General features: G+C 52.7%; 22 protein-coding genes and 3 pseudogenes. 4 read left to right on the plus strand and 21 right to left on the minus strand.

Annotation, left to right across the window (positions count from 1 at the left end):
- Positions 1–9: 9 nt before the first annotated feature.
- Complete coding sequence (tnpB, locus tag BLW24_RS23760; protein ID WP_244161247.1) at positions 10–414, minus strand: IS66 family insertion sequence element accessory protein TnpB; 405 nt, start codon at positions 412–414, stop codon at positions 10–12.
- Between the two features lie 65 nt (positions 415–479).
- On the opposite strand from tnpB (BLW24_RS23760), the pseudogene BLW24_RS23765 reads away from it, so the two are divergent.
- The 4 genes and pseudogenes from BLW24_RS23765 to BLW24_RS23780 form a co-directional block, all read left to right on the plus strand.
- Positions 480–1322, plus strand: a pseudogene (locus BLW24_RS23765) (IS630 family transposase); the annotation flags it as partial.
- A gap of 44 nt (positions 1323–1366) precedes the next feature.
- Positions 1367–1762 (plus strand): IS66 family insertion sequence element accessory protein TnpB, encoded by a 396-nt coding sequence (gene tnpB / locus BLW24_RS23770; protein ID WP_244161054.1) that lies wholly within the window; start codon positions 1367–1369, stop codon positions 1760–1762.
- 18 nt (positions 1763–1780) lie between these two features.
- Positions 1781–3337 (plus strand): IS66 family transposase, encoded by a 1557-nt coding sequence (gene tnpC, locus BLW24_RS23775; RefSeq protein ID WP_090387464.1) that lies wholly within the window; start codon positions 1781–1783, stop codon positions 3335–3337.
- A gap of 45 nt (positions 3338–3382) precedes the next feature.
- Positions 3383–3643 (plus strand): annotated as a pseudogene (locus tag BLW24_RS23780) (IS630 family transposase); the annotation flags it as partial.
- Here the strand turns inward: BLW24_RS23780 and BLW24_RS23785 are convergent.
- The 20 genes and pseudogenes from BLW24_RS23785 to wbpA form a co-directional block, all read right to left on the minus strand.
- Positions 3640–4287: a hypothetical protein gene (locus BLW24_RS23785; RefSeq protein ID WP_139272743.1), complete on the minus strand. Its 648-nt coding sequence runs from the start codon at positions 4285–4287 to the stop codon at positions 3640–3642. The pseudogene BLW24_RS23780 and the gene BLW24_RS23785 overlap by 4 nt on opposite strands.
- 245 nt (positions 4288–4532) lie before the next feature.
- Positions 4533–5741 (minus strand): glycosyltransferase family 4 protein, encoded by a 1209-nt coding sequence (locus BLW24_RS23790; protein ID WP_090387468.1) that lies wholly within the window; start codon positions 5739–5741, stop codon positions 4533–4535.
- A 16-nt stretch (positions 5742–5757) separates the two neighbouring features.
- Positions 5758–6867, minus strand: a pseudogene (locus tag BLW24_RS23795) (NAD(P)/FAD-dependent oxidoreductase).
- A 21-nt stretch (positions 6868–6888) separates the two neighbouring features.
- The gene (locus tag BLW24_RS23800; RefSeq protein WP_090387470.1) at positions 6889–8091 is read right to left on the minus strand and encodes a glycosyltransferase family 4 protein; all 1203 of its coding nucleotides are present in this window, start codon (positions 8089–8091) and stop codon (positions 6889–6891) included.
- Positions 8088–9971 carry an asparagine synthase (glutamine-hydrolyzing) gene (gene asnB / locus BLW24_RS23805; protein ID WP_090387472.1) on the minus strand — a complete coding sequence of 628 codons (1884 nt, stop codon included), beginning with the start codon at positions 9969–9971 and terminating at the stop codon, positions 8088–8090. Before asnB (BLW24_RS23805) ends, BLW24_RS23800 begins: the two co-directional genes overlap by 4 nt.
- Before the next feature lies 1 nt (position 9972).
- Positions 9973–11130, minus strand: coding sequence for a glycosyltransferase family protein (locus BLW24_RS23810; protein ID WP_244161248.1), 1158 nt, complete (start codon positions 11128–11130; stop codon positions 9973–9975).
- Entirely contained in the window at positions 11130–12038 is a 909-nt protein-coding gene (locus BLW24_RS23815; RefSeq protein ID WP_090387474.1) for an NAD-dependent epimerase/dehydratase family protein, read from the minus strand. Before BLW24_RS23815 ends, BLW24_RS23810 begins: the two co-directional genes overlap by 1 nt.
- Positions 12019–13224, minus strand: coding sequence for a glycosyltransferase family protein (locus BLW24_RS23820; protein ID WP_090387476.1), 1206 nt, complete (start codon positions 13222–13224; stop codon positions 12019–12021). Before BLW24_RS23820 ends, BLW24_RS23815 begins: the two co-directional genes overlap by 20 nt.
- A complete protein-coding gene (locus BLW24_RS23825; RefSeq protein ID WP_090387478.1) occupies positions 13221–14669 on the minus strand; it encodes an oligosaccharide flippase family protein in 1449 nt (482 codons plus the stop codon). The genes BLW24_RS23820 and BLW24_RS23825 overlap by 4 nt, the downstream gene beginning before the upstream one ends.
- Before the next feature lie 2 nt (positions 14670–14671).
- A complete protein-coding gene (locus BLW24_RS23830; RefSeq protein ID WP_090387480.1) occupies positions 14672–15973 on the minus strand; it encodes a glycosyltransferase family protein in 1302 nt (433 codons plus the stop codon).
- A 17-nt stretch (positions 15974–15990) separates the two neighbouring features.
- Positions 15991–16878, minus strand: a complete 888-nt coding sequence (locus tag BLW24_RS23835) for a methionyl-tRNA formyltransferase (protein WP_090387483.1) — start codon at positions 16876–16878, stop codon at positions 15991–15993.
- 9 nt (positions 16879–16887) lie between these two features.
- Positions 16888–17208 (minus strand): hypothetical protein, encoded by a 321-nt coding sequence (locus tag BLW24_RS26265; protein ID WP_208600211.1) that lies wholly within the window; start codon positions 17206–17208, stop codon positions 16888–16890.
- Entirely contained in the window at positions 17193–17861 is a 669-nt protein-coding gene (locus BLW24_RS23840) for a class I SAM-dependent methyltransferase (RefSeq protein ID WP_208600212.1), read from the minus strand. The genes BLW24_RS26265 and BLW24_RS23840 overlap by 16 nt, the downstream gene beginning before the upstream one ends.
- The gene (gene asnB, locus BLW24_RS23845; protein ID WP_090387484.1) at positions 17854–19734 is read right to left on the minus strand and encodes an asparagine synthase (glutamine-hydrolyzing); all 1881 of its coding nucleotides are present in this window, start codon (positions 19732–19734) and stop codon (positions 17854–17856) included. The genes BLW24_RS23840 and asnB (BLW24_RS23845) overlap by 8 nt, the downstream gene beginning before the upstream one ends.
- A gap of 107 nt (positions 19735–19841) precedes the next feature.
- Positions 19842–20987, minus strand: coding sequence for a DegT/DnrJ/EryC1/StrS family aminotransferase (locus BLW24_RS23850; RefSeq protein WP_090387485.1), 1146 nt, complete (start codon positions 20985–20987; stop codon positions 19842–19844).
- A gap of 5 nt (positions 20988–20992) precedes the next feature.
- Positions 20993–21967: an SDR family NAD(P)-dependent oxidoreductase gene (locus BLW24_RS23855; protein WP_090387486.1), complete on the minus strand. Its 975-nt coding sequence runs from the start codon at positions 21965–21967 to the stop codon at positions 20993–20995.
- A gap of 13 nt (positions 21968–21980) precedes the next feature.
- Positions 21981–23072: a DegT/DnrJ/EryC1/StrS family aminotransferase gene (locus BLW24_RS23860; protein WP_090387487.1), complete on the minus strand. Its 1092-nt coding sequence runs from the start codon at positions 23070–23072 to the stop codon at positions 21981–21983.
- The gene (wbpD, locus tag BLW24_RS23865; protein ID WP_090387488.1) at positions 23072–23653 is read right to left on the minus strand and encodes a UDP-2-acetamido-3-amino-2,3-dideoxy-D-glucuronate N-acetyltransferase; all 582 of its coding nucleotides are present in this window, start codon (positions 23651–23653) and stop codon (positions 23072–23074) included. The genes BLW24_RS23860 and wbpD overlap by 1 nt, the downstream gene beginning before the upstream one ends.
- Before the next feature lie 7 nt (positions 23654–23660).
- Positions 23661–24611, minus strand: coding sequence for a UDP-N-acetyl-2-amino-2-deoxy-D-glucuronate oxidase (gene wbpB / locus BLW24_RS23870; protein WP_090387489.1), 951 nt, complete (start codon positions 24609–24611; stop codon positions 23661–23663).
- A 17-nt stretch (positions 24612–24628) separates the two neighbouring features.
- Positions 24629–25933 (minus strand): UDP-N-acetyl-D-glucosamine 6-dehydrogenase, encoded by a 1305-nt coding sequence (gene wbpA, locus BLW24_RS23875; RefSeq protein ID WP_090387863.1) that lies wholly within the window; start codon positions 25931–25933, stop codon positions 24629–24631.
- Positions 25934–26360: the final 427 nt, after the last annotated feature.

The following is a 26360-nucleotide window of genomic DNA, read 5'->3' on the forward strand; positions in this document are numbered from 1 at the left end:
TATACCGGCTCAGGTGACGAACCTAGGGGTCAAAACCTGGTGCGGCCGGTTGCGCCACAGGTCGATACCGTCCAACAACCAGTTCAACTCCTGGGCCGTCAGCACGATCGCATCTTCGCCAGGTTCCGGATGCGACTTGAAGCGTTCAGCCTCCAATCGCTTGAGCCACAGGCAAAAGCCGTTGCGCTCCCAATACAAAATCTTCACCCGGCTGCGCGCGCGGTTGAGGAAGACGAACAGCACCGGGTCGAACACCGCCACCTTGATATCCAGCTCGACCAGGGCGGCCAGGGCGGCCAGGCCATCGATGGATTTTCGGAAATCCAACGGCTTGGGGTATAGATAGACTTTTTCGACTTTGGCGTCGGGGCGCATCATGACGGCTGGCTCCAGAAAGAAATTGGAGCTCAGCATTGGCTGGCCTGCGGATCATTTGTAGATGAGGTTTATGGAGCGCTTACCATGAATTGAGCTCCCATATGGCCCGGCCAGCAGCCCCATTCTTCTTGAGTCCCAGTGATGCCGACATGCTGCAAGGCTGGTTACGCATGGGATCGCTGCCTCAGAGCATCGGCCAGCGGGCCAGAATTCTGTTGCTGCTGGCCAACGGTCTCACGCCCAAGGAGATCAGCGAGCAGCTGCAAGTCTCTGCGCCAGTGGTCTTCAAATGGCGTAAACGCTACCAGGAGACCGGTCTGGAGGGGCTGAGTGACCTGCGGCGCAGTGGAGCGCCTCGCAAGCTCAACGAAGCGAAGATCAAGGAAATCCTGACGCTGACGACCCAGCGAGTCCCGCGCGAAGCTACCCACTGGAGCCTACGGTTGATGGCCAAGTACGCTGGGGTCAGCATCTGGCAGGTCGCACAGGTGTGGGCTGCTGCCGACCTCAAGCCGCACCGGTTGAAAACCTTCAAGATCAGTAACGACCCGCACTTTGCAGACAAAGTGGTCGATGTCGTCGGGCTCTATTTGAATCCGCCCGACAACGCCCTGGTGCTATCTGTTGACGAAAAAACACAGATCCAGGCGCTGGACCGCACACAGCCCATGCTGCCGCTCAAGCCCGGGCAGATTGAGCGGCGGACGCATGACTATAAGCGCCACGGTACGGCCAGTCTGTACGCAGACTTTGACATCCTGACGGGTAAGGTCATCGGCCGTATCACCCAGCGGCACAGGGCCAAGGAGTTTTTGGAGTTCCTTCGACAGATCGACCGCAGCACCCCCGCCGAGCTGGACCTGCATGTAATTCTGGACAACAGCTCGACTCACAAGACCGCTGCCGTCAGGGAATGGCTGGAGAAGCATCCCCGTTTCAAGGTAAGCGCTCCATAAACCTCATCTACAAATGATCCGCAGGCCAGCCAATGCTGAGCTCCAATTTCTTTCTGGAGCCAGCCGTCATGATGCGCCCCGACGCCAAAGTCGAAAAAGTCTATCTATACCCCAAGCCGGTGGATTTCCGAAAATCCATCGATGGCCTGGCCGCCCTGGTCGAGCTGGATATCAAGGTGGCGGTGTTCGACCCGGTGCTGTTCGTCTTCCTCAACCGCGCGCGCAGCCGGGTGAAGATTTTGTATTGGGAGCGCAACGGCTTTTGCCTGTGGCTCAAGCGATTGGAGGCTGAACGCTTCAAGTCGCATCCGGAACCTGGCGAAGATGCGATCGTGCTGACGGCCCAGGAGTTGAACTGGTTGTTGGACGGTATCGACCTGTGGCGCAACCGGCCGCACCAGGTTTTGACCCCTAGGTTCGTCACCTGAGCCGGTATAATCCACGGCATGATTTCTGTGCCCGAAACCCTTCCTGATGACCCCGCCGCGCTCAAGCAATTGCTCGCTGAGGTGTTGTCGTCGGCGCAGGAATTGGCCAAGGACAAGGATGGGCAGATCGAGCGCCTGCGCGAACAAAACGCGCTGTTGATCCAGCGCCTGTTCGGCCGTAAATCCGAGCAGAGCAGCGACCCGGATTCACCGCAGCTAGAGATGTTCAACGAAGCGGAAAGCCTGGCCGAAGCGGCGGCTGAAGCTCCGGCCGCTGAGGTCGAGGAAGAAGTCGTTGCGCCGACCAAGCGCCGCGGCAAGCGCAAGCCGTTACCGGCCGAACTACCGCGTGTCGAGGTCATCCACGAACTGCCCGAACACGAACTGACCTGCGAATGCGGTTGCCGCAAGCAGGCCATCGGCGAAGAAACCAGCGAGCAGCTGGAAATCATCCCGATGCAGGTTCAGGTGATCCGCCACATTCGCAAGACCTATGCCTGCAAGGCCTGCGAAAGCGCGCCGGTCACCGCTGACAAACCGGCCCAACTGATCGAGAAAAGGCTGGCCAGCCCGAGCGTGCTGGCGATGCTGCTGACCAGCAAATACGCCGACGGCATCCCACTGTATCGCTTCGAAAAGATGCTCAGTCGCCATGGCATCGACATCCCCCGGCAGACCCTGGCGCGCTGGGTGATCCAGTGCGGCGAACTGCTACAACCGTTGCTCAACCTGATGCGCGACAGGCTGCTGGACAGTCCGGTGATCCACTGCGATGAAACCCGCGTGCAGGTGCTAAAGGAGCCTGGGCGCGATCCGAGCAGCCACTCCTGGATGTGGGTGCAGACCGGTGGCCCGCCTGGCAAACCGGTGATCCTCTTCGACTACACAACCAGCCGCGCGCAGGAGGTGCCGCTGCGCCTGCTCGACGGTTATCGCGGCTACCTGATGACCGTCGATTACGCCGGCTACAACGCCGTGGCCGCACAACAAGGTGTTGAACGCCTGGCCTGCTGGGCGCATGCGCGGCGCAAGTTCGTCGAAGCGCAAAAGGTGCAACCGAAGGGCAAAACCGGGCGTGCCGACATCGCGTTGGGGATGATCAACAAGCTCTACGGCATCGAGCGCGAACTTAAGGATGCCAGCGATGAACAGCGCTACCGGGGCCGCCAGCAGCACAGCCTACCGCTCCTCGATCAGCTCAAGACCTGGCTGGAGAAAACCCAGCCGCAGGTCACGGCGCAGAATGCCCTGGGCAAAGCAGTGAACTACCTGGCGAGCAACTGGAGCCGACTCGAACGCTACATCGAGGCTGGCCACCTGCCGATCGATAACAACGCTGCCGAGCGCGCGATCCGGCCCTTCGTCATAGGTCGCAAGAACTGGCTGTTCAGCGACACGCCGAAAGGCGCGACCGCCAGCGCCCAACTCTACAGCCTGGTGGAAACCGCCAAGACCAATGGCCAGGAGCCCTACGCCTGGCTGCGCCATGTCCTCGAACGCCTGCCGCTGGCCAACAGCGTTGAAGCCTACGAAGCGCTGCTGCCTTGGAACTGCCAACCAACGACGCCACTGTAAAACGCAAAACCTCTCCAGAGGGAGGTGGGGTCTATGGAGCGCTTACGTTTCAAGCTGCACTTCACACCGACCAGCGCCTCGTGGCTGAACGCCGTGGAGGGCTGGTTTGCGCAACTGGAAAGACGGGCGCTTTATCGTGATGCCTTCAGCAGCGTGGCTGACCTGAGAGCGGCGATACGTCGCTTCATTGAGGCTCATAACGAACATTCGGCTAAGCCGTTCCGCTGGAGCAAAACGGCTGAGTCGATTATCAGCTCCGTGCATCGAGCAAAGCTGGCTGTAATTCGGAATGAGTTATTGGATTAACCAGACAGGCCACTAGCTTGTAGTAAGCTCGGTAAATAGAAACGACCCGGTAGTCCCATAGCCTCTTGAATAGGCATGCCTGGAGGTACGGAGACCTGCTGGGCTGCTGGATATTCAACCAACCTTCCATTGCTCCGCGACTGAGACTCCCCAACCCCACCCATCGCAATAATTGTCATTAAACCAATACTTACTAACATCAAAATCGCTAAACCAAGCACACTCGCCAAACGCTTAGAAGCAAAAAAATAAAATATACACGGCAGGAAGATAAAGACTGGCGCGGCTTTTTCCAATGACAACATTGAAAACACAAGCAGCGCCACCAGAAGCCAATATCTCAGAGTAGATTTAGTGACGAATGCTGCCACCAGAATCAAAGGCATTACAGAACGCCCCAGGATAAAAACCGCATACCTCAGCAGACTTTCATAACCTTCCAACCCCGCCAAAAACTGGCCGCGAGCCTGCGCAATTTCCATCAACGTACCGCCCTTGAGCGCCACGATTACAGGCACAGCATCGGCTAGGTACACGGCATAACCGAGACTCGCCGCGTATATAAAAACCGCCACAACCGACAGGCGATACCAAAACACATTCGAGACACTAATTAAATGAGAAGACTTTTCTGCCAAAAACAAAAATATTTTCGAAAAAAAACATAAGAGCAGACATAAACAAAGGAAAACAACACAATTAAAAATAAAATCTCAACCGCTTCTCGATCATGAAAAAATGCCAAGCCGAGCAATGCAGCCGGAAAGTAAATAAGTCCAATTAGAAAAACAGGAAAGGCTTTAAAAACCACAGAGAGATTATTCAAGAGAAACCTTAATATCACTCAAAACAGAAAAAACAGAAAAAACAGAAAAAAACAATACACCGCTCATGACAATAACCGAACCAGGCTTTTCACCTGAGACGGCATATCAAAATTCACGTCAAAATAGTCTCGACCCGACTTCCCCATGGCCTCACGCTCGGCCACACTGAGCGCCTGCAGACGGCGAATGTTTTCCACCAACGGCAACACCTGCTCGGCCGCCGATGTCAATCCGGCACCCGCTTCTAATACAACCCGCGCGCCCTCCCCATTGATGCTTGCAAGAATCGGCCGACCTGCAGCCAGATATCCTTGGATCTTGCTGGGCACTGTTTGCGCGAACGCTTCGTTGTCGTTCAGCGAAACAAGCAGCGCAGACGACTTTTCAAAAATTTGCGGCATCGCTTGCGGCGCGAAACGCCCTGCTAGAATGAGGTTACCCAAGCCAAGAGCCTGCTGTTGGGACTTGAGCCACGCTAGGCGGCTTCCGCTACCCACAATGACCAACCGCACCTGAGCATCATCTCGCAAGTGCACGGCTGCTTGCACAAGCGTATCCAAAGCCTGTGCGGTTCCCAGATTGCCGGCAAAAACAACACAAAAATGCTGCTCCAGTAGTTCGCTAAGCTCGGCCGGAATAGGCACCCGATCCACAGGCGAATTAGCATCAATGGAGTTAGGGTAATAAACAATTTTCTCCAGATCCGCGTATCGCGAAACCGGTTCAAAAAAGGCACGCGACTGCACCAACAAGATATCGCAGAAGCGATAGATACCTTTTACCAACCATCCCACTGCCCTGAGTGCATGAGGATTACTGATAAAGCCAGTGGCCTTGAGGCTTTCTGGCCACAGATCCTGAACCCACAAAGCAAGTTTTGCCTTCTTCAGCCACTTCAGTGGAATCGCTGGTATTGCCTGCAAGATAGGCGAAGGTGCGAACACCAGAATCGCGTCGAACTCCCGCTTGCGCAGCATCCAGGGTAGAAACAATAAACCCGCCAATACAAACGACAGATAATTGAGTATCAAGTTTTTCGCCCCGCCCTCGCCTCGCGGCCAAAGCGGCACTCGAAGGACATCGATATTCCCGAGGTAGCGCTCGTACTGAGTCCCTTTGGCACTGTAACCATCAAAAATTTTACCATCAGGGTAGTTGGGTTTACCGGTAGACACGACGACTTCATGCCCTTGCTCATCGAGGGTCCGCACAACGTCGTTGATAATGAAACTTTCGGGCCAAAAGTATTGAGAGAGAACGAGAATCTTCATAGGTATTAAGGGGGACTCAATCAATGATCCTGGCAACGTGATCGGCAATGGCAAGACTGGCAGTTAACCCGGGAGACTCTATCCCATAAAGGTTGACCAGTCCGGGTAGTCCGTGGGTTTGTGGCCCTTGTATCAGAAAATCTTCGGCGGGTTGTCCTGGCCCAGAGAGTTTAGGGCGAATGCCGCAGTAACCTGGCGTAAGTCGATGTGGATCAAGCCCCGGGAAATAACGCTGGATCGCAATGGCAAAATCACTTCTTAGTACTTCTTCGACTTGATAGTCGATGGTATCGGTCCAGGCAACATCCGGCCCGAATCTCACTTGTCCGCCCATATCGAGCGTTGCATGCACTCCGAGGCCCGCCGTATTCACTTCTGGCATCGGGTACACAAGACGCGAAAATGGCGACAGCCCGCTGTAAGAAAAATAGCGCCCCCGGCACCACAGGGTTTGCGGTACATGACGCGCTTCAAGGCCGTCGATGTTCGACGCCAGTTGACTGGAAAACAGCCCCGCCGCGTTTATCACCCGCGGCACGTCCACAGAAAAAGGCTCACCGCAGCTATCCCCTTCCACCAACCAGTTCCCGCCATTGTGCTGTAAACGCGAGACTCGGGTTGTCAGCGCCAGATCCGCACCGTGTCGTTGCGCATCACCGAGCTAGGACTGCAAGTAGGCATGGCTATCGATAATACCGGTATCTACCGAGAGCAAAGCTGCCACGCCGGCGACCGCTGGTTCCATTTGACGAAGTTGTGCCGCACTGACTTCCAGCAACGAGTCCACACCGGACTGCAGCGCATTCTTTTGAAGGGCTTCTAGCGCTGCGATTTCATCTGGGTTCACCGCGACCAGCAACTTACCGATCCGCCGATGCTCGACGTGATTTTCCTCGCACCAGCGATACAGCAAATCACGTCCTTCCAAACACAGACGCGCCTTCAATGAGGTAGGCGAGTAGTAAATGCCAGCGTGAATGACTTCCGAATTGCGGCTGGACGTATGCGAGCCAATCCAGCGTTCCTCTTCAACCACCAGCACACTATGCCCGGAGCGTGCCAGGCGCGAAGCGCAGGCCAACCCGATGACACCGGCGCCGATGACGAGACAATCGTAAGAGCTCATATCGCGAAAGCCTTGTATGAATCAGGATTTGGAAAGAAGACGCCGGTAAAGGTCGTGCATTAACTGCGCATTGGCTTCAATCGCAAAGTTGTCATCTGCCCATTGGCGAGCCTGACGACCCAGTGTCTGGCGGAAGACGTGATCCTCTGCCAAACGCTGCAAGGCATCGGCAAGCAGCTGCGGGTCGGGATGTGGGATCGCCAGTCCGGTCACTTCGTGCAACAGCGCGTCCGGCACAGGATGTTTCAGGGCCACCACACTTGGAATCGAATAGAACGCCGCCTCGAATACCGGTCGGCCAGCAGCGTCCAGATGAGAGGGAAAACAGAGAATATCCAGCTGCGGATACAACGACCTGACGTCTGCAACGAACCCCAGCATACGGACCTGTGCCTGCAATCCGTGATCGCTGATCATCTGCTCCACGTTAGCACGCACATCATCGGCAAAACCCAACTTGCGCAGCACCCACGCCTTCAACCCTGTGAGCTTACGAGCGTTTTCCCCAGCTATCAGACACTCGATGTTGACCTTGCGCGCCTTCAGAATGCGCATCGCCTCGATCAGTTCATAAATGCCTTTGAGCGGAATCAGAACGCCGAGAAAACCGACACGTACGGGCTCATCGGCACGGCGCACAGACAGAGTATGTACGTCGTACACAATGCCCAGGCCATTGTGTACGACGCTCAGGGGTAGGTCTGCCGGTAGTGTTGCTGCAACCGTATGATCGATCGGAACAACCGCGTCGGCATGTCGTCGCAGCCAGGCATTGACCAGCCGGGTACGCAAGCCTGACCCGGGCGCGCGCTGCAAGGAGCGCACATGCACCAGCATCGGCACCCGCAGCAGCCGTTTAGCGACAATGGCCAAGGGCAGCAATGTCACTTCGTTAACGTGCAACAAATCGAACTTCTCGTGACGCAAGCGCCAGAGCGCAGCCAATGAAAACGGCAGCAAAAAGATCTCTCGCAGCAAGATAATCCAGCGAAGACGGCGATAGTGGCTGAAACGCGTATTATCGAACTGGCTCAGCCCTTTGACCTTGCGTACATCCATACCCGCGTTGACAAAAGCCTCGCAAACCGGACCGTCTGGGGTCACGACCGTACCCTGCACACCCAGCGAGTGCAATCGGGTGAACAGCTCGATAAGGCTCTTTGAAGCACCACCGAATGCCGCGGCCGGATGCAGATAAAGCACCCGTGGTAATAAATCATTCATCGCAAGCTACCGTACCAGCGGGCAAAGTTGACCCAGCGCCAGACCTGCCACGTATAGGCGCGACGGCCTGTAACTACAGTGTCGAAATGCTCAAGCAACTTGGTCTGATCAAGGAACGGCAGCCCCAGATCCTCCTCCAGCCAAGGCCGCAACGTATCGGCCATGCCCATCAACCATTGCTGCTCGGGCGTCGCGAAGCCGATCTTGTCACGGCGATCCAGCACCTCGGCCGGCACGATCCCGCGCAATGCCGAGCGCAAAAGATGCTTGGTCTCCCCCCAAGGTGAAACCAGATATTTTTCTGGTAGTGACAGCATGAAGTCGGACAAGTCAGTGGTCAGGAACGGGACACGGCTCTCGACCGAGAAACGCATCGAGTTACGATCACCGTGGCGAAGCAGGCCGAGCAGGCCACGCGTATTTAACGAGGTTGCCAACGTGCTCATCATGCGTCGTCCAGGCAGGCTTTGTTGTGGCGCATGCTTAGAAAAACCAAGATTGACACCGCTTTCGCGCAGCGGGCCGGGACGAATCCATGCAGGGCAGTTGTCCATACCGTTGAGCCTACGCAACAGATCGTGCAAGCGCCCGTCACTGTATTCCCCAACAACCCGCTTCAAGCCTTCCAGACGGCTGCGCCCGGGCCATTGCGACCATTGATTCAGAAAGTTCCAGGCTTCGCCGTAATGCCCGTTGTCCAGCAAACTGCGGATACGCTGCCCCGCATAGCCACTGTACCCGCCTTGATTCTCATCGGCCCCCTGCCCTTCCAGTGTCACGGTGATGCCCTGCTCTTTGGCCTTCTTGAAAACGCGATACTGAGCATAAATGCTGGTGCTGCCGAACGGCTCACCCTGTGCGGTAATCAGGTCTTCGAGATCAGCCGCCAGTTCGTCGCCCGAAACAATCACCTTGTGTGCCCTGGCGCCGACATGGGCATTGATCTTGTCTACCCAGTTTTCTTCGCTGACGACACTGCCCCGGGCAATATAACTGAACGTGTTGATATCCGAGTCCGGTTCCAGATGGCGCATGGCGCAAACGATTGCGGAAGAATCGACACCACCGGACAAGGCAGCACCAACCGGCACATCGCTGCGCATGTGCAGGCGCACATTGTCGAGGAACATGTCCCGCAGCTGATCGCTGGCACTGGCAAAGCTGATCGATTGGGTCTGTACGATGGACGGCTTCCACCAGATCTCAGGACTGGAAACCTTGAGTGTGGCCAGATCGACAGTCAGCAGTTGACCCGGCAGCAGGCTGACTACGCCCTCGATGAAACTTTCCTGCCCGAAGTCATATTCCCCATGCACCAGATAATCGTAGGCACGCTGCCAGTTGAGCGTTGCGCGCTGACTCTTCAACGCTCGCAGCGCGGGCAGCTCTGAACCGAATATGAACGCGCCATCCTCGATCGCATAGAAGAACGGCTTGATGCCAAAAGCATCGCGAACACAGGTCAGTGAGTTTTCCTGGCGATCAAACACCGCGAAGGCAAACATGCCTTTGAACCGAGGCAGCGCTGCTTTACCCCATTGGTTCCAGGCCGCCAGCAACACTTCGGTGTCCGAATGTGTGCGAAAGCGTGCACCAAGGGCCTCCAGCTCCACGCGCAATTCGAGGTAGTTATAGATTTCGCCATTGAACACCAGCCCGAATCGTTGATCGGCGGAGTACATCGGCTGCTGACCAGAACTGGAAAGATCAATGATAGCAAGGCGCGTATGGCCAAGAACGACTGTACCTTCGCCGACCGGGTGGCGATCAAAGCCTTGGTGATCCGGGCCACGCAGGCGCATAGCGGCCAACGAAGTATTGATTCGTTGATCCAACCCCGCAGGTGCAGCCCGCCAGAATCCCCCTGTAATTCCACACATCTTATTTGGCGACCTCTACATGCAAATCCTGGGTATTTTCGTAATCTTCCTTGATGTCGCGCGCAATATTCAGGGGATCATGCCAGCGCTCAACAAACGCCCGACTTCTCTTGCCGAGTGCCACCAGTGACTCACGCGGCATCAGCAGTAAATCGCGCAAAGCGTCTTCTACGGTAACGGGGGTGATTTGGAGAAAGGGCAAATCAGCTTTCATTTCAGGCGGGATGAATCCCAAGTCCTCATCCCGAATATAGACAAGCACCGGCTTGCCAAGCGCCATCAGCTCCACCGCCAAACCGCCGTACCAGCCTGCAAACAATTGATCCACAAGCACATCCGCCGATTCATAAACCTTGCGCGCCTCGGCATTGCTCATGCCTTCAACCAGCAGTAATTCGAACTCGAAACCCTTGGCACGCAATCGGTCCAACGCACTTAGGATAAGATCCGATCCTTTGACTTTACGGTTGCTTGGCGCATGCACAATACGCAAAGGCCGGTTCTGGTCCTGGGTATAGGAAGGCATCCACTCATCCAGAAAGACAAGTGAATAGGGGGTGAAACGTGCGCCCTCGTGAAGCACATGCAACAAGTCGGGATTCACAGAGTAGACCTGATGGGCAATACTCGAAAGCAGTTTGATATTGCGCCGCTTGAAGGCATCTGAGGCGGCACAGTAATAACCCTCTTCTACTTGGCTGGCGATGTTGATAGCGAAGTGTTCGCGACTGTAATCGCCCTGACGCGCATCATCGCCCTGATAAGTGACAAATACAGCCTTGCCCAACATGCGCACATAAGTAATTTCAAAGCGCTGCAATATTCGTAAGTAGCACGCGTAGAAAAGCCGCAGAAAGCCTCTTGCCCCCTGACGCGAACTGAAAATGAAGGCATAAGCGTTGGCCAACGTAGTGCCCGCGTTGTAATGAATCACATCGAAACGCGGGAGCATGAACAGAATCGCACCAATTCGCTTCAGCTCTCGCATCACTAAACTTTGCCCTGGACGATGCAGCGCCATATCGGCCGGGTAGGCGAGGTAATTTTGCGACACGACTAGGGAATAACTCTGCACCCCCAACTGCCGCAGCGCTCGACTGAGCGCCTGGGGATTCCCTCCAACAGAGCTGGGGGCATGCAAAACCTTGTACATTTTCATCAAGGAACCAATTCCAAAATCCCTTGGGCAAAACAAACCTTGGGTACCACTAAGACCTCACTGAGCACACCGATATCGGCGATCAAGTGACGAGGCTCATTCGAGTCGATCTTGAACACCGGCTCACGCCCAACGGCCTCACCAATAGTGCAAGCAATTTCGCGCAATGACAGTGTCTGCGTACCAGCAACATTGAACGTATGGCTACCTTCAAGCTTCAGGCAACCTTCCAGTGCTGCAACCGCATCACTGACGTGAATCGGATTGATCTTAATGCCATCTTCACCTTGGAGCGTGATGGCATTACCCGCGATAACGTTGTCGATTAAGCGTGGCACCAGCATCTGGCGCTTCTGGCCTCTGCCGTACATGAAGAAAAATCGCAAGATGGCGACGTTCATCAAACTAGAATAGTTCTCAGCCAATACCTCCGCACAGAGCTTACTGCCAAGGTAGTATCCAAGTTGACCGTGGTGCGGAATCGGCGAGTTTTCCCTGAAAGCCTCATCGCCCGCACCATATACACCGCCAGAAGACGCCAGGATGAAATGGCGTGCACCGGCAGAGCGGGCATACTCCAGCAGGCGAGCGGTCGAGGCGACGTTGACCCCAAACACATCCATAGCCTGCTCGGGAAACTCGCGAAAACGAGAGGACTGAGCAAGATGAACGACCGCATCAATCTTTTCAGGCAGAGTGCCTGGAGCCCAGGTGCCAGAAAGGTCTACTTCGTAGTAGAGCACATTCGGAAGAGGCTCAGCGGGCAAGGAATGCACCACTGCATGAACCTGATGCTCCTCCGCCAACCGAGATACAGCATGAATGCCAAGTAGTCCATTGGCACCAGTAATTAGAATATCCACTCTTGCAACTCCAACTAAATTACTTTTATGCGCGCTCTTGCCCATTACCCTCAGGAGGGCCGATCAATTTTGCGAAAATTTTTGAAAACGCAAGCGAAATAGCCTCGACTGAATGGTGACGCTCAACATAGCTGCGGCCGCGATTTGCTGCCGTAGTGAGCAAACTGCGATCGGCATGCAAACGGCATATCACATCCTTGAAAGTAAACACATCGGCACGGATGATCGGAATTTCCTCAAAACTCTCAAGTAGCTCGGTCGCAACATAGAGAGCCTCTAAATCATGGCGCAGATGACAGATAACTGGCTTACTAGAAGCCATTGCTTCAATAGCAAACATCGCATACCAACCAATGATCAACTGATCCACGACCACGTCGGCATCAAGGATCAACCGGCGCACCTCCTCATTGGGCACCCGCTCGACCATAACCAACTCAATGTCTAGTCCTTCAGCGCGCAGCTCCTCAACGGCACGAACCACATGGCGAGTCCCCTTAATTTCCCGGTGATTAGGCGCATGAAGTAACTTAAGCGGACCATTACGTGAAGGAGAGGACAGCTCCATTGGCTCAGGAAGCTGGATGGAGAAGTGGGCAATCATCAGGGTGTCCCAGTGATGCATGTAATCCACCCATTCACAACCGCCCACAATGTGGCTACCCACAGAACTCCAAACGTCGACCATCGCCTGGATATGTGCATGCCGAATCCGATGCTGAGGATAATCTGCGGCCATTGCATGCTTGAACTGCAGGTTTGGCGATCGGCTCATCACCTGTACATCCGAGCCATAGGGCAGTACGACAGTTTTCACGCCGGCCAAGCGATAGAGATAAGGCTCGAGTCTCCACAGAAACGCAGTACCCTGCCCAAGAGGACCACCATCAAAATAAACGATCAACGACCTGTATCGCAGCGCTGACCAGCAGAATATATATAGGTTAAGCAATAATTTTCGACACAGAATATTTTTCGACAGCCAGTGCTGATCGAAGCGGACATCAAAGCTGCTGGTAATATGCCAGACCTGACTAACAAATGTTTCTGCGCTATACCCAGACAGCTCAAGGGCACGCTTGTGATAAATATTATTTATCAAAGGGAATGGACCTAACCCTACATCAACATACTTATTAGTACGACTAAAAAACAATGACACAGCAAACAAAAATGGAAGCACAAGCAGTTCGAATACGAAACGAAAAGAATAGTAAAAATACTTGATCACTTCATCACCCTTAACAAAGTAAGATCAAGGTAACCACGCATAATCCATAGACAGAAAAACGCAGCAACAATCAATACAAACACCTTTAAAAAAATCGAAACAAAACTCAACTCATAAGTTTGCAGCATTATCGAGAAAACTACCAGCGCACACAAAACAAAAAACAGCAAGGCCAGACGCATATAGTCGTAAGGAATATAATGCAGCTTCCTACTTATGTAATAGTAAGCAACTGTCAGGAAAACGTATGAAAGCAAAGTTGACACAGCGGCACCATTGACACCCCATATTGGCAAGAAAAAATAGTTCCCAACTATATTAATTAAAACTGCAAACCAAGCCAACCGGGCAAACCAGTGCGTTTTCCCTTCGAGCGATATCCCAAGCGCAATAACATGGTGGGTAGCTTGTAGTACAACACACAAAACAAGAATTATGAGCGCCAACGCCACTGAATCGTACTTTCCCGCAAACAGTACATGAAGAATTTCTCCGGAAAAAATTGACGCACAGCCAGCAATTAGGACAAACACTGCTAGAACAGCGGTCAGTACAACCGAATAGATTTGTTTATACTGCTCAGGGAGATCCGTCTTAAGTTTTATTGCATGCGGGCTCCAAGCCAGACCGAAAGCCATTGAAATAAACATCACTATGGACGCCATACGCCAAGCAACGGAGTACTCTCCGACTGAATCTAGCCCCTTCATAGAAGCTAGCATCCAGCGGTCTATGGAGGAAAATAGCCAGTAGGCAATATCGACAAAAATAAATGGGTAACCGTATTTGAACAGTATTCTGGCAACAGATGAGTCAAATTTCAGCTGTATTGCACGCCTAATCAAATAGCAACCAAAGGGCAAAAATATCAGACCACCGATGGCCAACGCCAAAATAAATCCATCAACATCTGCGACACCAAAAAAAACTAACAGGAACGCCCCTACATAGACCGTTATGCGGCAACAGAGGCTGAATCCAAGAAAGCTCAGCTTCAGAAACCCAAGACGCATAACATCGAGAAAAAATTGCTGAAACTGAGTAACAACCGCTAGCAGGGTCATTGCTAACACACCAACTGCAGTTAATACCACACCCAGCTCCCCAGAAATCACTACGAGCCAATCGCGCAACAGAAACATCACTACGAGCAGAACGACAGCATAGGCAGATACCATCAGCAGTCCGGTCCCTACAAGTATCTTTTTCTGCTGCGTGCCGTATTGTTCAGACCAATAATAACGCTGAATAGAGTTATTCAACCCACCACGCACAAAAAAGCCGAGCATCGCCGAGGATACATAGAGAATCTCCATATAACCAAATCCGCTGGGCGAGAGCAGCCCTGCGAGGAGAGGAAATAGCAGAAAGACAACTATTTTTCCCGCAAAGTCAGCACCGCCATAAAATAAAGAATCTTTCAGCAAAAGCGACAGTAGCTTCATTATTAGGGAAGTCGGCTGTTAATAAGCGGATGATCGACCTTGCCGAGCTCCTTCATCCTTGCACTGTGCAACGGATGGAATAACTGAATAATTGAAGTCTCTCTTCCGTAAATATAGTCAATTACTTTTCCATAGAAAAATACCGCTGCTGCGCTCCCTTGATACTTCTCGACGTAATCCCGGCCCGCCCGACCCAATCGCTGCCTCAATTTCGGTGCAGAGATCAATTTCCTAAGCACTTCCGCTAGGTTTTCCGGACTTGCAGAAACCAGTGGGCATTCGCCGAAATACGACCAGCGACGTAAAGGCAATATGTAGTCATCATTTTCCAGATTACACACGACGGTGAGGCCTGATGCCATGCCTTCCAAAGCATTCAACCCATGGCCAGGACAGATTATCTGCTCGACCAAGATATCAGCCTCATCTCGCAGGATCCGCTTTACTTCTGAGTTTTGCTTGCCTTCAATCAATATCAGTTCAACCTTAATTCCTTCGGTCTTGAGGATGTGAACGGCTTCGAGAACGAATTCGCTGCCCTTGAAGCCACGATGATTTGGTGCATGCGCAATATAGACGACATCATCAACACCGTTAGCAGGCGAATTGCGTTGAGAAACTTCCCACTCACTTTCATTGACCGAAACGACACTTGGGACAAGAGCATCCCAACGCCCAAAACCATCGGCCCACATTATCCCAGGAATGACAGCATCAGCCTTTTCACACCAGTAATCGACTTTTGCCCCAATACGCATCTGACGTATTGCCGGTCCAGGAATCGACATCATCAGCCCATGGAGCAGCTCGGTAGACCTGACCCGATTGTAGATATAGGAGTCAAGGCCAAACGGCATGACCACCACCTTCTTGCCGGCGGCACGGAACACATGACTCTCGAGACGCCAGAATGGCGTGCCGCCGAGCAGGAAGCCATTGAAGGAAATAAAAAATACATCGAACTCCAACAGGCACCGGAGAAAACCTAAAAATTTCTTGCCTTCGTAGGGAACGCCTGGGAAGTGATCAGCGAGCAGCCGATCATAGTCTTCACGCTTGTTGATCGTGTAACAGTAGCCATCGGTAAAACCGCATGAACTGTAGCCAGCCGACTTCATGATCCTTGCCCAGTAAGGATTACTGATAATCGGCGCATCCCCCCAGGCCAGATGAGGGGATGATACCCGCTTGGCACTATTGCGCCGGCCGATTAAAACCACCGGCAGCAGCAATACAAAGAAAACCAAGGAACCAAAGGCAAGTCCTAACGCCTTGATTCCTCGTCGAACGGTAGCGCGCCACATAAACAAAGCTCCAACTTTCAGGCAGTTTCAACATTCATCGAATAGATCTTCAGCCCGATGGCGCCAAGACCGACCAGATACAGGCTGCCATCAGAAGCCTTGAACGGGCCAGGCTCGACGCCATCCAGACGTACCCGCTCGGCACCAACAGCCCAAACTCTTACAATTGTTTCATCCATGACAAAGAAGGCGCCCGGGTAGGGCTTGGTTTGTGCTCTGACAAAGTCATAGAGCCTGGTGGCGTCCTGCAGGAAATTAATAAGCCCGTCTTCCGGGGAGCGCTGAGGGAAAACACTGCGCTGGCTTTCGTCCTGCACCAGATGGAGCGCGTCGCCACAGGCAAGACGCGGTAACACCTCGGAAATCAGTTCAAGACCAAGCAGTTCAATCTTTGCATAGAGAGTTGCGATGGTGTCTGTCGGGTCGATACTCACCGCTTTCTGCCCGACAATTGGGCCGCTATCCACACCTGCATCAAAACGGAAGAAGGTGATGCCCGTTTTCTGCTCGCCATTGATGATCGCCCATACCAATGGAGCGCCACCGCTATATTTTGGCAACAGCGAGGCGTGCAAACCGTAAGCGGGCGCGATGTTGCGCCATGAGGCGGGCAGCATGTGGTACCAACCGGCGACGATAAATATATCAGGCTGCCATCCCTTGACTTCCGCCAACAAGGCTTCGTCGTTCATTCCGCCAGTCATGACGGTATAGGGGATATCTGAATTCGCGCAAAAATCAGAAACATCTGCGAAAAGGACGTTCGTTACACCGGAAGGCCGATAGGAAATCGGGAACTTCTGCGGCGCGGTGATCACACCGACCAATTCACAACCCGCCCCCCCTTTCAACGCTTCCAGACATTTGAGGCCAAATACCGAAGCGGCAATTCCTACAACCCTCATATACTCCCCTTACTTGCCAAAACGGCCACTGTAGCAAGCCGGCTCACTATGGAAGTAAATGAAGCGCAGGCCATTTTCGGAAACAAGCGCGCGCACCTCGGCCTCCGAGAAGCGACGAGCATTGCTCGGGCTATACCAATCGAAATTGATCGCGTCGGAGGTTTCAACTCCCAGATCCGGGTTCCAGAAGCATTTCAGGAAGTTCCAGTAGATAAACCGCTGAATGTCGTATTCCCCGCCCTTGATACCGAGCAGTGGAATATCTGGCGAGGTAAACTTCACATTCAACTCAGAAAGCACCTTGCCAAGGTCTGTCAGTTGACGTGACATTGTCCACAAGTCTTCCGAGGAAAGCTCCTTGCAATAGCTGCGGAAATGATCGTCGAGCAACTCCCGGGACAAGGCTTTCTTCGCATAGAAATAACAAGCGAATCCCCCCCAGTATTGGTGATGCGCGACAGCTCGCGGGATGTTGCGTCAGGATCTTCGGTATGCATGATGACCTGATCACAACTTACGTAATCGATAGCGCCATCGGCAAAATGGGTGTCGGCAATATCGCTTTTGACAAAGAACAGATTTGGAATATCCCGGTAATTATTCGCCGCACACAGCGAAGCGTCGGAAAAGTCCATGCCGATAACGATGGACTCCGGCGCCAGCTTAGCAAACCAGGCGGCTTTGTATCCCAGGCCGCAACCTGCATCGAAAATCACTTTCTGCCGTTGAAGGAAAGCAGCCAGTTCGGCTTCGCTGACAAAACCATAAAGACTCAGATACCAATCGCGCGACAACTGGTACAGATTTTCTTTTTCATCGCTATCGTTATAGGAAACCCACTTTTCACTGAACACATCGTTGGTTTGGGCCTGGGCTTCAAAATCAGTCGTTTTATTAAATGAGAAGAAGTTCGAGCCGGCAAACGCACCAGGCTCAAGCCCAAACAGCTCTTCGACGCGTTGTAGCATAGTAAGACTAATCATGAAATGCCTCCAAATATTCTTCAGTATTCAACAGGGCCCAAATCAGCAAACGGCGGTTTTCTTGGCCACACAGATGCTCGCCAACCAGAGTTCCGACTGCCTCTTCGCTCATGAACTTGTAGATCAAGGCGTCACGACTCAAAAGCTTCTTCTTGACGAAATCAATACTTTCACCCTTGAACCAACTTGCATCCGGCGCAGAAAACCCTTGCTTCTCTGCCTTTGCTATATCGCTTGGAATATATTTACCCATTACGTCACGAAGCACTTGTTTGCCATCGTGAGTTTTCTGGAAATATTTGGCGGACTTGCCACCAGACTCGTTCTCGTTCAACCGAATGACTTGAGACAGGTTATTCAGTTTCAAATGAACCGGACAGCGCATTGCGAAATCAACTAGGTCGTTGTCTAGGAACGGCACACGACTTTCCAGCCCGTGCGCCATGCTGAGCTTGTCTTCAACAACCAGAAGGCCATGGAGGAAGGTTTTGGCCTCGAAGTACAACGAATGGTTGATGTAATCCTCGGGAGTATAGAGATTGTCCGCGTGATGCTTAAAAACGTCCCGGAAAATATCCCGAGTCCACACGTGCTTAACATCATCCCAGATAGGCGCGAACACTTGCTTAATCTGATTATTCGGGATCAGTCGCAGCCAGAAGTTATAGTACTTGTCGATATAATGCTCGAAGTCGTCGTTGACCACGGCACGATAATAACGCCACGGATAGCCACCAAACAACTCATCACCACCAGCACCAGACATTACAACTTTTACAAACTTTGAGGCTAACTGGGCAGCATAATAATTCGGGTAACTTTGCCCCACACGCGGCTCTTCCAAATGCCAGGCTAGCTTCGGCAGTACACGCTCCATATCACCTGCCTTTAGCACCATCTCATAGTGCTCGGTCTTGAAGTGATAGGACATGTATTCGGCCTTACTGCGCTCATCAAAACCCATTTCGATTCCCGAGGCCGAGTTGAGGTCAAAGCCACAGGTGAAGGTTTTCATGTAGGGATAGGATTTGGCAGCGATCGCGGTGATCGAACCTGAATCCACTCCTCCACTCAGGTAGCTACCGAGCTCAACATCCGTAACTAATTGACGGTTAACAGCTTGCTTGAAGAGACGGTCTAGCTCTTCACGATACTCTTCGTCGCTGGCCTTGTGCTTTGGCTCACGGAAGTCATAGTCCCAATATTGAGTAAACTGCAGCGCGAGTGTTTTACGTTTCAAGTCCAAGATTGCGTAGTGGCCAGCCGGTAGCAGCTTGACGTCATTGAGGAGGGTTCTATCAGTAAAGATGTTCTGGAAGGTGAAGTATTCCAGCAGCGCTTCCTTGTCCATGCTTCGGCGGAACTCCGGCATCGCCAGAATAGCTTTCTGTTCGGAGCCGAAGGCCAGCGTCTGCCCCTGAAGTGAATAGTAGAGCGGCTTGATGCCATAGCGGTCCCGGGCAAGCAGCAGTGTTTGCTCCTGTCGATCCCACAGCGCCAAGCCGAACATGCCGTTGAAACGCTCCAGCGCTTTCGGGCCCCAGGCCATCAATGCGTTGAGCACCACCTCACTGTCGGTACGGGAGCGAAACTGATAGCCCAAGGCCTCGAGCTCGACGCGCAGCTCACGGTAGTTGTAGACCTCACCGTTGTAGACCATCACATAACGCTGGGACACGGATGCCATCGGCTGGTGACCAGCCGGCGACAGGTCAATGATCGCCAGGCGACGATGGCCAAGACCTACGTTACCTTCGATCCAGTGCCCTTCTCCATCAGGGCCTCGGTGGGCGATCGCGTCCGTCATACGCTGCAGAACTACAGGCGATACCGGGTTGTTGTCGAGATAGATGAGACCGGCAATACCACACATGCGCGTTGTTGCTCCTAAAAAACGGGGAAGGTGGTGCCCCTGAACTACCCTGCCCAGGTCCATCACCTTTACTAGCGCCCCAGGCAAGTTCCTAGGGAATATAAGCGTTAGCCCAACTGGCGGATCGCGTCGACTACATAAGCATAATCTTCAGCAGTCATGCGGTTGTGCAGCGGAATTGCCATGGTGTGGTCATTGCAATCACGCGCACCTGGGAAATCTTCCGGATTGAACCCAAAACGATCACGATAGTAAGCAAGCATGTGGACAGCATGAGTACCAGGGCGGGTTGAAATGCCCTTGGCCTGTAAAATCTCCATCATGTCGTTACGTGGCATCGGTGCCTTGGCAGGGTCAATGTAAGTCACAAAGGCTTGCCAGCCGTGTCGTCCACCCGCCGGGGCAGAAGGCAGACGCAACCAATCGATATCAGCCAGTTGATCACAGTAGTACTCGGCCCAACGCGCACGCTCATCAATAAAGCCATCGAGCTTGCCTAACTGGACCAAACCTACTGCACCCTGCAGATCAGTCATACGGTAGTTGAAGCCCAACAGGTTAAATTCTGGTAACAGATAAGGCCGCGGGCCGTGGTGCCGCTGCTCTTCGGACAACGTAGCACCATGGTTACGCAGTTGGTTCATACGTTCGGCGAGCTCAGCGTCTGCCGTGGTGACCATGCCACCCTCACCTGTCGTCACCGATTTGCGAGGATGGAAGGAGAACGCCGCAACATCACCCAAACTGCCGGATGGCTTTCCGTTCCAACTTGCACCAGCTGCGCAAGCAGCGTCTTCGACGATAGCGACGTCAGCTGGCAATCCAGCACGCAGGGCGTCCATGTCCACACAGCGACCAAACAAGTGGACAGCAATCACTGCACGAGCCCTGTCGGTCACCTTGGCGGTAATCTGCGCGACATCCAAGTTGTAGGTCTGTGGATCAACGTCGATAAAGACCGGTGTTGCACCACAGTACAGCACAACGTTTGCCGTGGCAACCCAGGTGAAGGCCGGCACAATGACTTCGTCACCTGGACCGATACCCAGACCAGCAAGCGCCAAATGTAGGCCGGTGGTACAGGAGGTTACTGCTAGGGCATGCGGTACTTGGTGACGCTCGGCAAAGGCTTTTTCAAAGGCAGCAACCTTCGGCCCCTGGGTCAGCCAACCGCTCATCAAAGGCTCTCGAGTAGCCTGCCACTCTTCTTCGCCAGTGCAGGGCAACGAGATGGCGATATTGCGCTTTTCCATCACGCTCACTCCGCCCCGTGCTCAGCACGCCAGTCGATCAGTTTTTGCAGGCCCTCGCGTAGCTCGTACGTATAGGTGAAGCCAAGGTCTTCGGTCGCTTTCTTCGGACAGCCAATGCGGTTCTGCACCATACGACGCGCATCGTCGGCACTGTAAGGACGGTACTCGACTTTCAGATCAGACGCTTTCAGATCCAGGATGCTATCGCACAGCTCCTTGATGCTGGTTTGCACGCCAGTGCCTACGTTATAGAACTGATCAGTAGCTTCCGACTCCAGAGCAGCAACGTTGCAGCGCGCTACGTCCTCTACATAGATGAAGTCATATGCCTGGGTACCGTCACCATTGATAACCGGCCCCTCGTTAGCGTCGATCTTGTTCAGCATGATCGGAATAACGCCTGTGTAAGCAGCCGTCTGATCCTGGTGAGGGCCGTAAACGTTCATGTAGCGCAAGCCGACATAGCTCAGACCAAAGCGGTCATGGTACGCATGACACATGGCTTCGCCCGCAATCTTAGTGGCACCGTAGAAGTTACGGTTATTGAACGGATGCGATTCTGTCATTGGCACTTCAACTGCATCGCCGTATACGGATGCAGAAGATGAATAAACTAGGCGCTTGATGTTGTTCTTCACGCAAGCTTCAAGCACGTTGAAGGTGCCTTCGATGTTTACGTGGAACGCGGTACGCGGGAAATCTTTGCAGTGCAGCAGCCACATGGCGGCCAGATGAATCACGCCGTCCATGCCTTTCATAGCATCGTCTAGCAGATCTACCTCACGGACATCACCACCATTCGCATACAAGCGGCAACGTGGATCTTTCAACTGCTCTGCAATATTGCTGACTTTCCCGCGGGCGAAGTTGTCATAAATCACGACTTCGGCAGCGCCAGCCTTGAGCAGCTCGGAGACGACGAAACTACCAATAAAACCAGCACCGCCAATTACTAGAATCTTAGAACCTTGGACTTTCATACTATGTACTCCATTAAATACGAGTTGCGGCCGCCAGCGCTGCGCTGATCACTTCTTGGTCGGTCACGGAAAGATAGGGATGCATCGGTAGGCTCATTACCTTTCGAGCAATCGCATCACCAATAGGAAGATTGGCGTGTTCGTCCCTGACGGCTGGTTGCTGATTCAGTGGGATTGGGTAATGCACCGCAGTCGGTACACCGGAGTTTTTGAGCCATTCCTGAACACCGTCACGTGCATCTACTTGAACCGTATACTGGGCCCAAGCACTAAGGTTGTGCTCATCAATAAAAGGCGCAGCTATACCACGCTGCCCTAACAGATGTGCATAACGCTTAGCTACCTGCTGCCGCTGTTGTATCTCCGTTTCGAAGATATCCAGCTTTGGCAACAAAATAGCAGCCTGCAACGTATCAAGACGGCTATTCACACCGATGCGAACATGGTGGTAACGCCGATCCTGGCCATGCCGAGCAATCTGGCGTAACACGATTGCCAATTCATCGTCATTCGTAAAGATCGCACCACCATCACCATAACAACCAAGTGGTTTGCTAGGAAAGAAACTGGTGCAGGCGATGGTTGTCAGATTGCAACTTTTGCGCCCCTTATATACTGCCCCGAAGCTTTGCGCTGCATCTTCGATGACTGGAATTCCATATTTTTGCGCAATGGTATTTATGGCATCGAAGTCAGCACACTGACCATATAGCGATACAGGGATAATTGCTTTGGTACGCGGGGTAATTGCAGCCTCAAGAATTTTCGTATCAAGGTTATATGTACGCGAATCAACATCTACATAAACAGGCTTAGCCCCCAGCAAGGCAACCGTCTCTGCAGTGGCAATATAGGTAAATCCAGGAGTAATAACTTCATCACCTGGGCCAATCCCTAGAGCCATCTGGGAAATTTGTAGAGCATCAGTACCATTCGCTACGCTAATGCAGTATTTCGCACCTACAAAGTCCGCGAGTTTCTCTTCAAGTTCACCTACTTCCGGTCCAAGAATGTATTGACCGTGCGCCAAAACTCGTTGAATACCGGCATCAACTTTTTCCTTGATTAGCGCTTGCTGGGCCTTGAGGTCAATAAATTCGATCACTAGATATTCTCCTTGATCAACACCTTTCCTTTAAGTACATACCGTGCGCCTGAATGTATACACGGCGTACTACCCTGGCCATCCAAGGGAAGATCGAGTTGCTCACCGAATTCGCTCATCCAACCGATCTGCCGAGCCGGTACCCCTACCATCAAGGCATATGCCGGAACATTCTTGTTAATGACTGCACCAGCGCCAACAAAGGCAAACTCACCAATGGTCACGCCACAGACGATGGTGCAATTCGCACCCAAAGTGGCACCTTTACGAACCAAGGTATCGCGGTATTCACTCTTACGCTCAATCAACGAGCGGGGGTTATAGACGTTGGTGAACACCATACTCGGACCACAGAAAACGCCCTCTTCTAAGGTCACGTTGTCGTAAACCGAGACGTTGTTCTGGATTTTGCAGTTATCGCCGATCAACACCTTGTTACCGACGAAAACGTTCTGCCCAAGAGACACACCCTTGCCAATACGCGCCCCAGCACAGACATGCACAAAGTGCCAGAGTCGGGAACCGTCGCCGATCTGCGCACCGTCGTCGACGATGGCCGAGGCATGGACCTGATAGTTCATGCCGACCTCAGCGCTTCAAGGAGCCAAGGAACGGGTGACCTTCACCCTCCTGTGGTACAACGATCTGGGCAGAACGGATCGTGTTGACCGTCTCGACGCAATGACGTGCATCCTCAATACCGTAACCACGACCTGCAAGAATTTCCTCATAGCTTGTGGTATGTAGATCGGTGAAACCTTCCGAGAACTCCATCTCGGCACCATCGACAGCTATTGAGCGATAGGTTGGCTTCTTGCCCTTTACCGACTCCGGCAAATCATCGGCATCAATGGACAAGAACCAGCGCACACGAGCTCTTTCATACTCCAAATATCCAGCCGCCTTGTAGTCATTGGCGAAGTGCACGACATTGCGCTGCAACTTGCCAAAGATAAAATGCAGCATGTCGTAGAAGTGCACACCGATATTAGTAGCCACACCGTATGATTTACGCGGATCGCCCTTCCAACTCTCCATGTACCACTTGCCACGGGATGTAATATACGTAAGTTCAACATCATATTTGCCATCGCGGTCTTCACCAGCGACCTTCGCCCTAAGGTCTAGGATCGCCTGATGGTGGCGTAATTGCAGAATGTTGTAGACGCGTTTACCGGTCTCTTTTTCGACACGGGACAGTTCATCCAAAACTTCTGGCGTCGGTACCAGCGGCTTCTCGCAAATCACATCGCAACCGAGACGTAGGCCGGCAGCAATATGCGCATGATGCAGATAGTTCGGGGAGCAGACTGCGACATAATCCAGAGCAGTAGCCGAATCACGCTTGATAAGGTTTGCATGTTCGACGAAACGCTCGAACTCGGTGAAAAACTCGCTTTGTGGTGAAAGGCTATCAATGATGCCGACCGAATCATTGATATCGTAGGCCAAAACCAGCTCGTTACCGGTGTCCTTGATGGCACGCATGTGCCGCGGGGCGATATAACCCGCAGCACCAATAAGGGCAAAACGTTTCAAGAGCGACTCTCCGGCAATCAGGCTTTGATGATGTGGGCTTCAGGGGTACGGTACTTGCCACGACTGTCGACAATCAAACGAGCGTGCTGACGAATCAGCTCGTAGTCGAACTTATCATGGTCGGTCGCGAGGACTACTGCGTCGAAGTTCGCAAGGTTCTCCGCACTCAGCGGTTCACTAGACAGCTCAAAATGATGCTCGCGCATTTTCGGGAACACCGGCACATGAGGGTCACTGTAGGCGACGACACAACCCTTGGCTTCAAGCTGCTCCATGATCTCAACTGACGGCGACTCACGCATATCGTCAACGTTCTTCTTATAAGCGATGCCCAGCACCAACACCTTGCTGCCTTTCAGAGCTTTGGCACTGTCGTTTAGACCATCCATCAGCTTGTTAACGACGTACTCAGGCATAGCCTGGTTGACCTCACCAGAAAGCTCGATAAAACGAGTATGTAAGCCATACTCGCGGGCCTTCCATGTGAGATAGAAAGGGTCAATCGGAATACAGTGACCACCAAGGCCTGGTCCTGGGTAATAAGGAGTGAAGCCGAACGGCTTGGTAGCCGCAGCATCGACCACTTCGAAAATATCAATACCCATACGATCGGCGACGATCTTCATTTCGTTGACCAAGCCGATGTTGACCGCCCGATGAATATTCTCCAACAGCTTGGTCATTTCAGCAGCTTTGGTTGAGCTGACCGGTACCACTTGGTCGATTGCTTGCTCATATAATGCAATCCCGACTTCCAAGCATGAAGGCGTATGACCACCGATCACCTTGGGTATGGTGCGAGTCTCAAAGTTTGGATTACCTGGATCTTCACGCTCAGGGGAATAGATCAGGAAGATATTCTGCCCTACTACTAGCCCACCTTCCTGCACTCGTGGCAACAACTCTTCCTCGGTTGTACCTGGATATGTTGTACTCTCGAGAGAAATAACCTGACCTGCTCGAAGATAAGGCTTAATCGCATTTGTAGTATCAATTACGAAGCTCATATCAGGCTCACGATATTTATTTAGCGGTGTAGGTACACAAAGAATCAGTGCATCGCACTCTCTTACTCGCATGAAATCAGTGGTTGCTTCAAACCCACCGCTACGCGCTTTAGCAACCTGCTCGCCAGGTATGTGCTCAATATAACTTTGCCCTGAATTGAGCCTAGCAACCTTATGCTCATCAATATCAATACCTAGCACCCGAAAACCGATGGAGTTATAGCGCAACATCAACGGAAGGCCGACATAACCCAGACCGACGATACCAATCAGCGCATCCCTACTCTTAAATTTATCAATACTCGCCTGCTGCAGACCAGCCTTCACAGATAACACTCCACTTCTAATTCTTTAAAAAATACACGAGCACGGCCAGAGGAGTGCAGTTCACTGCCGAAGACGCCCCTACTAGGCAACCAACCTCACCCCACATCTAATGCACGAAATTTCCAGAACCCAATTTTCGCATATCAACCACAAAGCACGCCAACCCCTTTCTAAAAATACCGATTCACGGCATTCATTCACGCCCCCCCAAAACCCGACTCAGCACTTGCCTTGAGCCTGCTTTCAGGAGAAATCGCAAAAGGCAAGACAGCGAAGCCACAAGAAGTCATCAGATGAGTAACCAATCACCCCAGCATTCAAAGCCGGAGTAGCGGTATGAGTAGACAGATATTTTGACGAAAATCAGAAAGTAAGGCACGGCACTTATACATGCCACCCCATAGACTTAGGACGA

The organism is Pseudomonas anguilliseptica (assembly GCF_900105355.1).
Taxonomy (GTDB): Bacteria; Pseudomonadota; Gammaproteobacteria; order Pseudomonadales; family Pseudomonadaceae; genus Aquipseudomonas; species Aquipseudomonas anguilliseptica.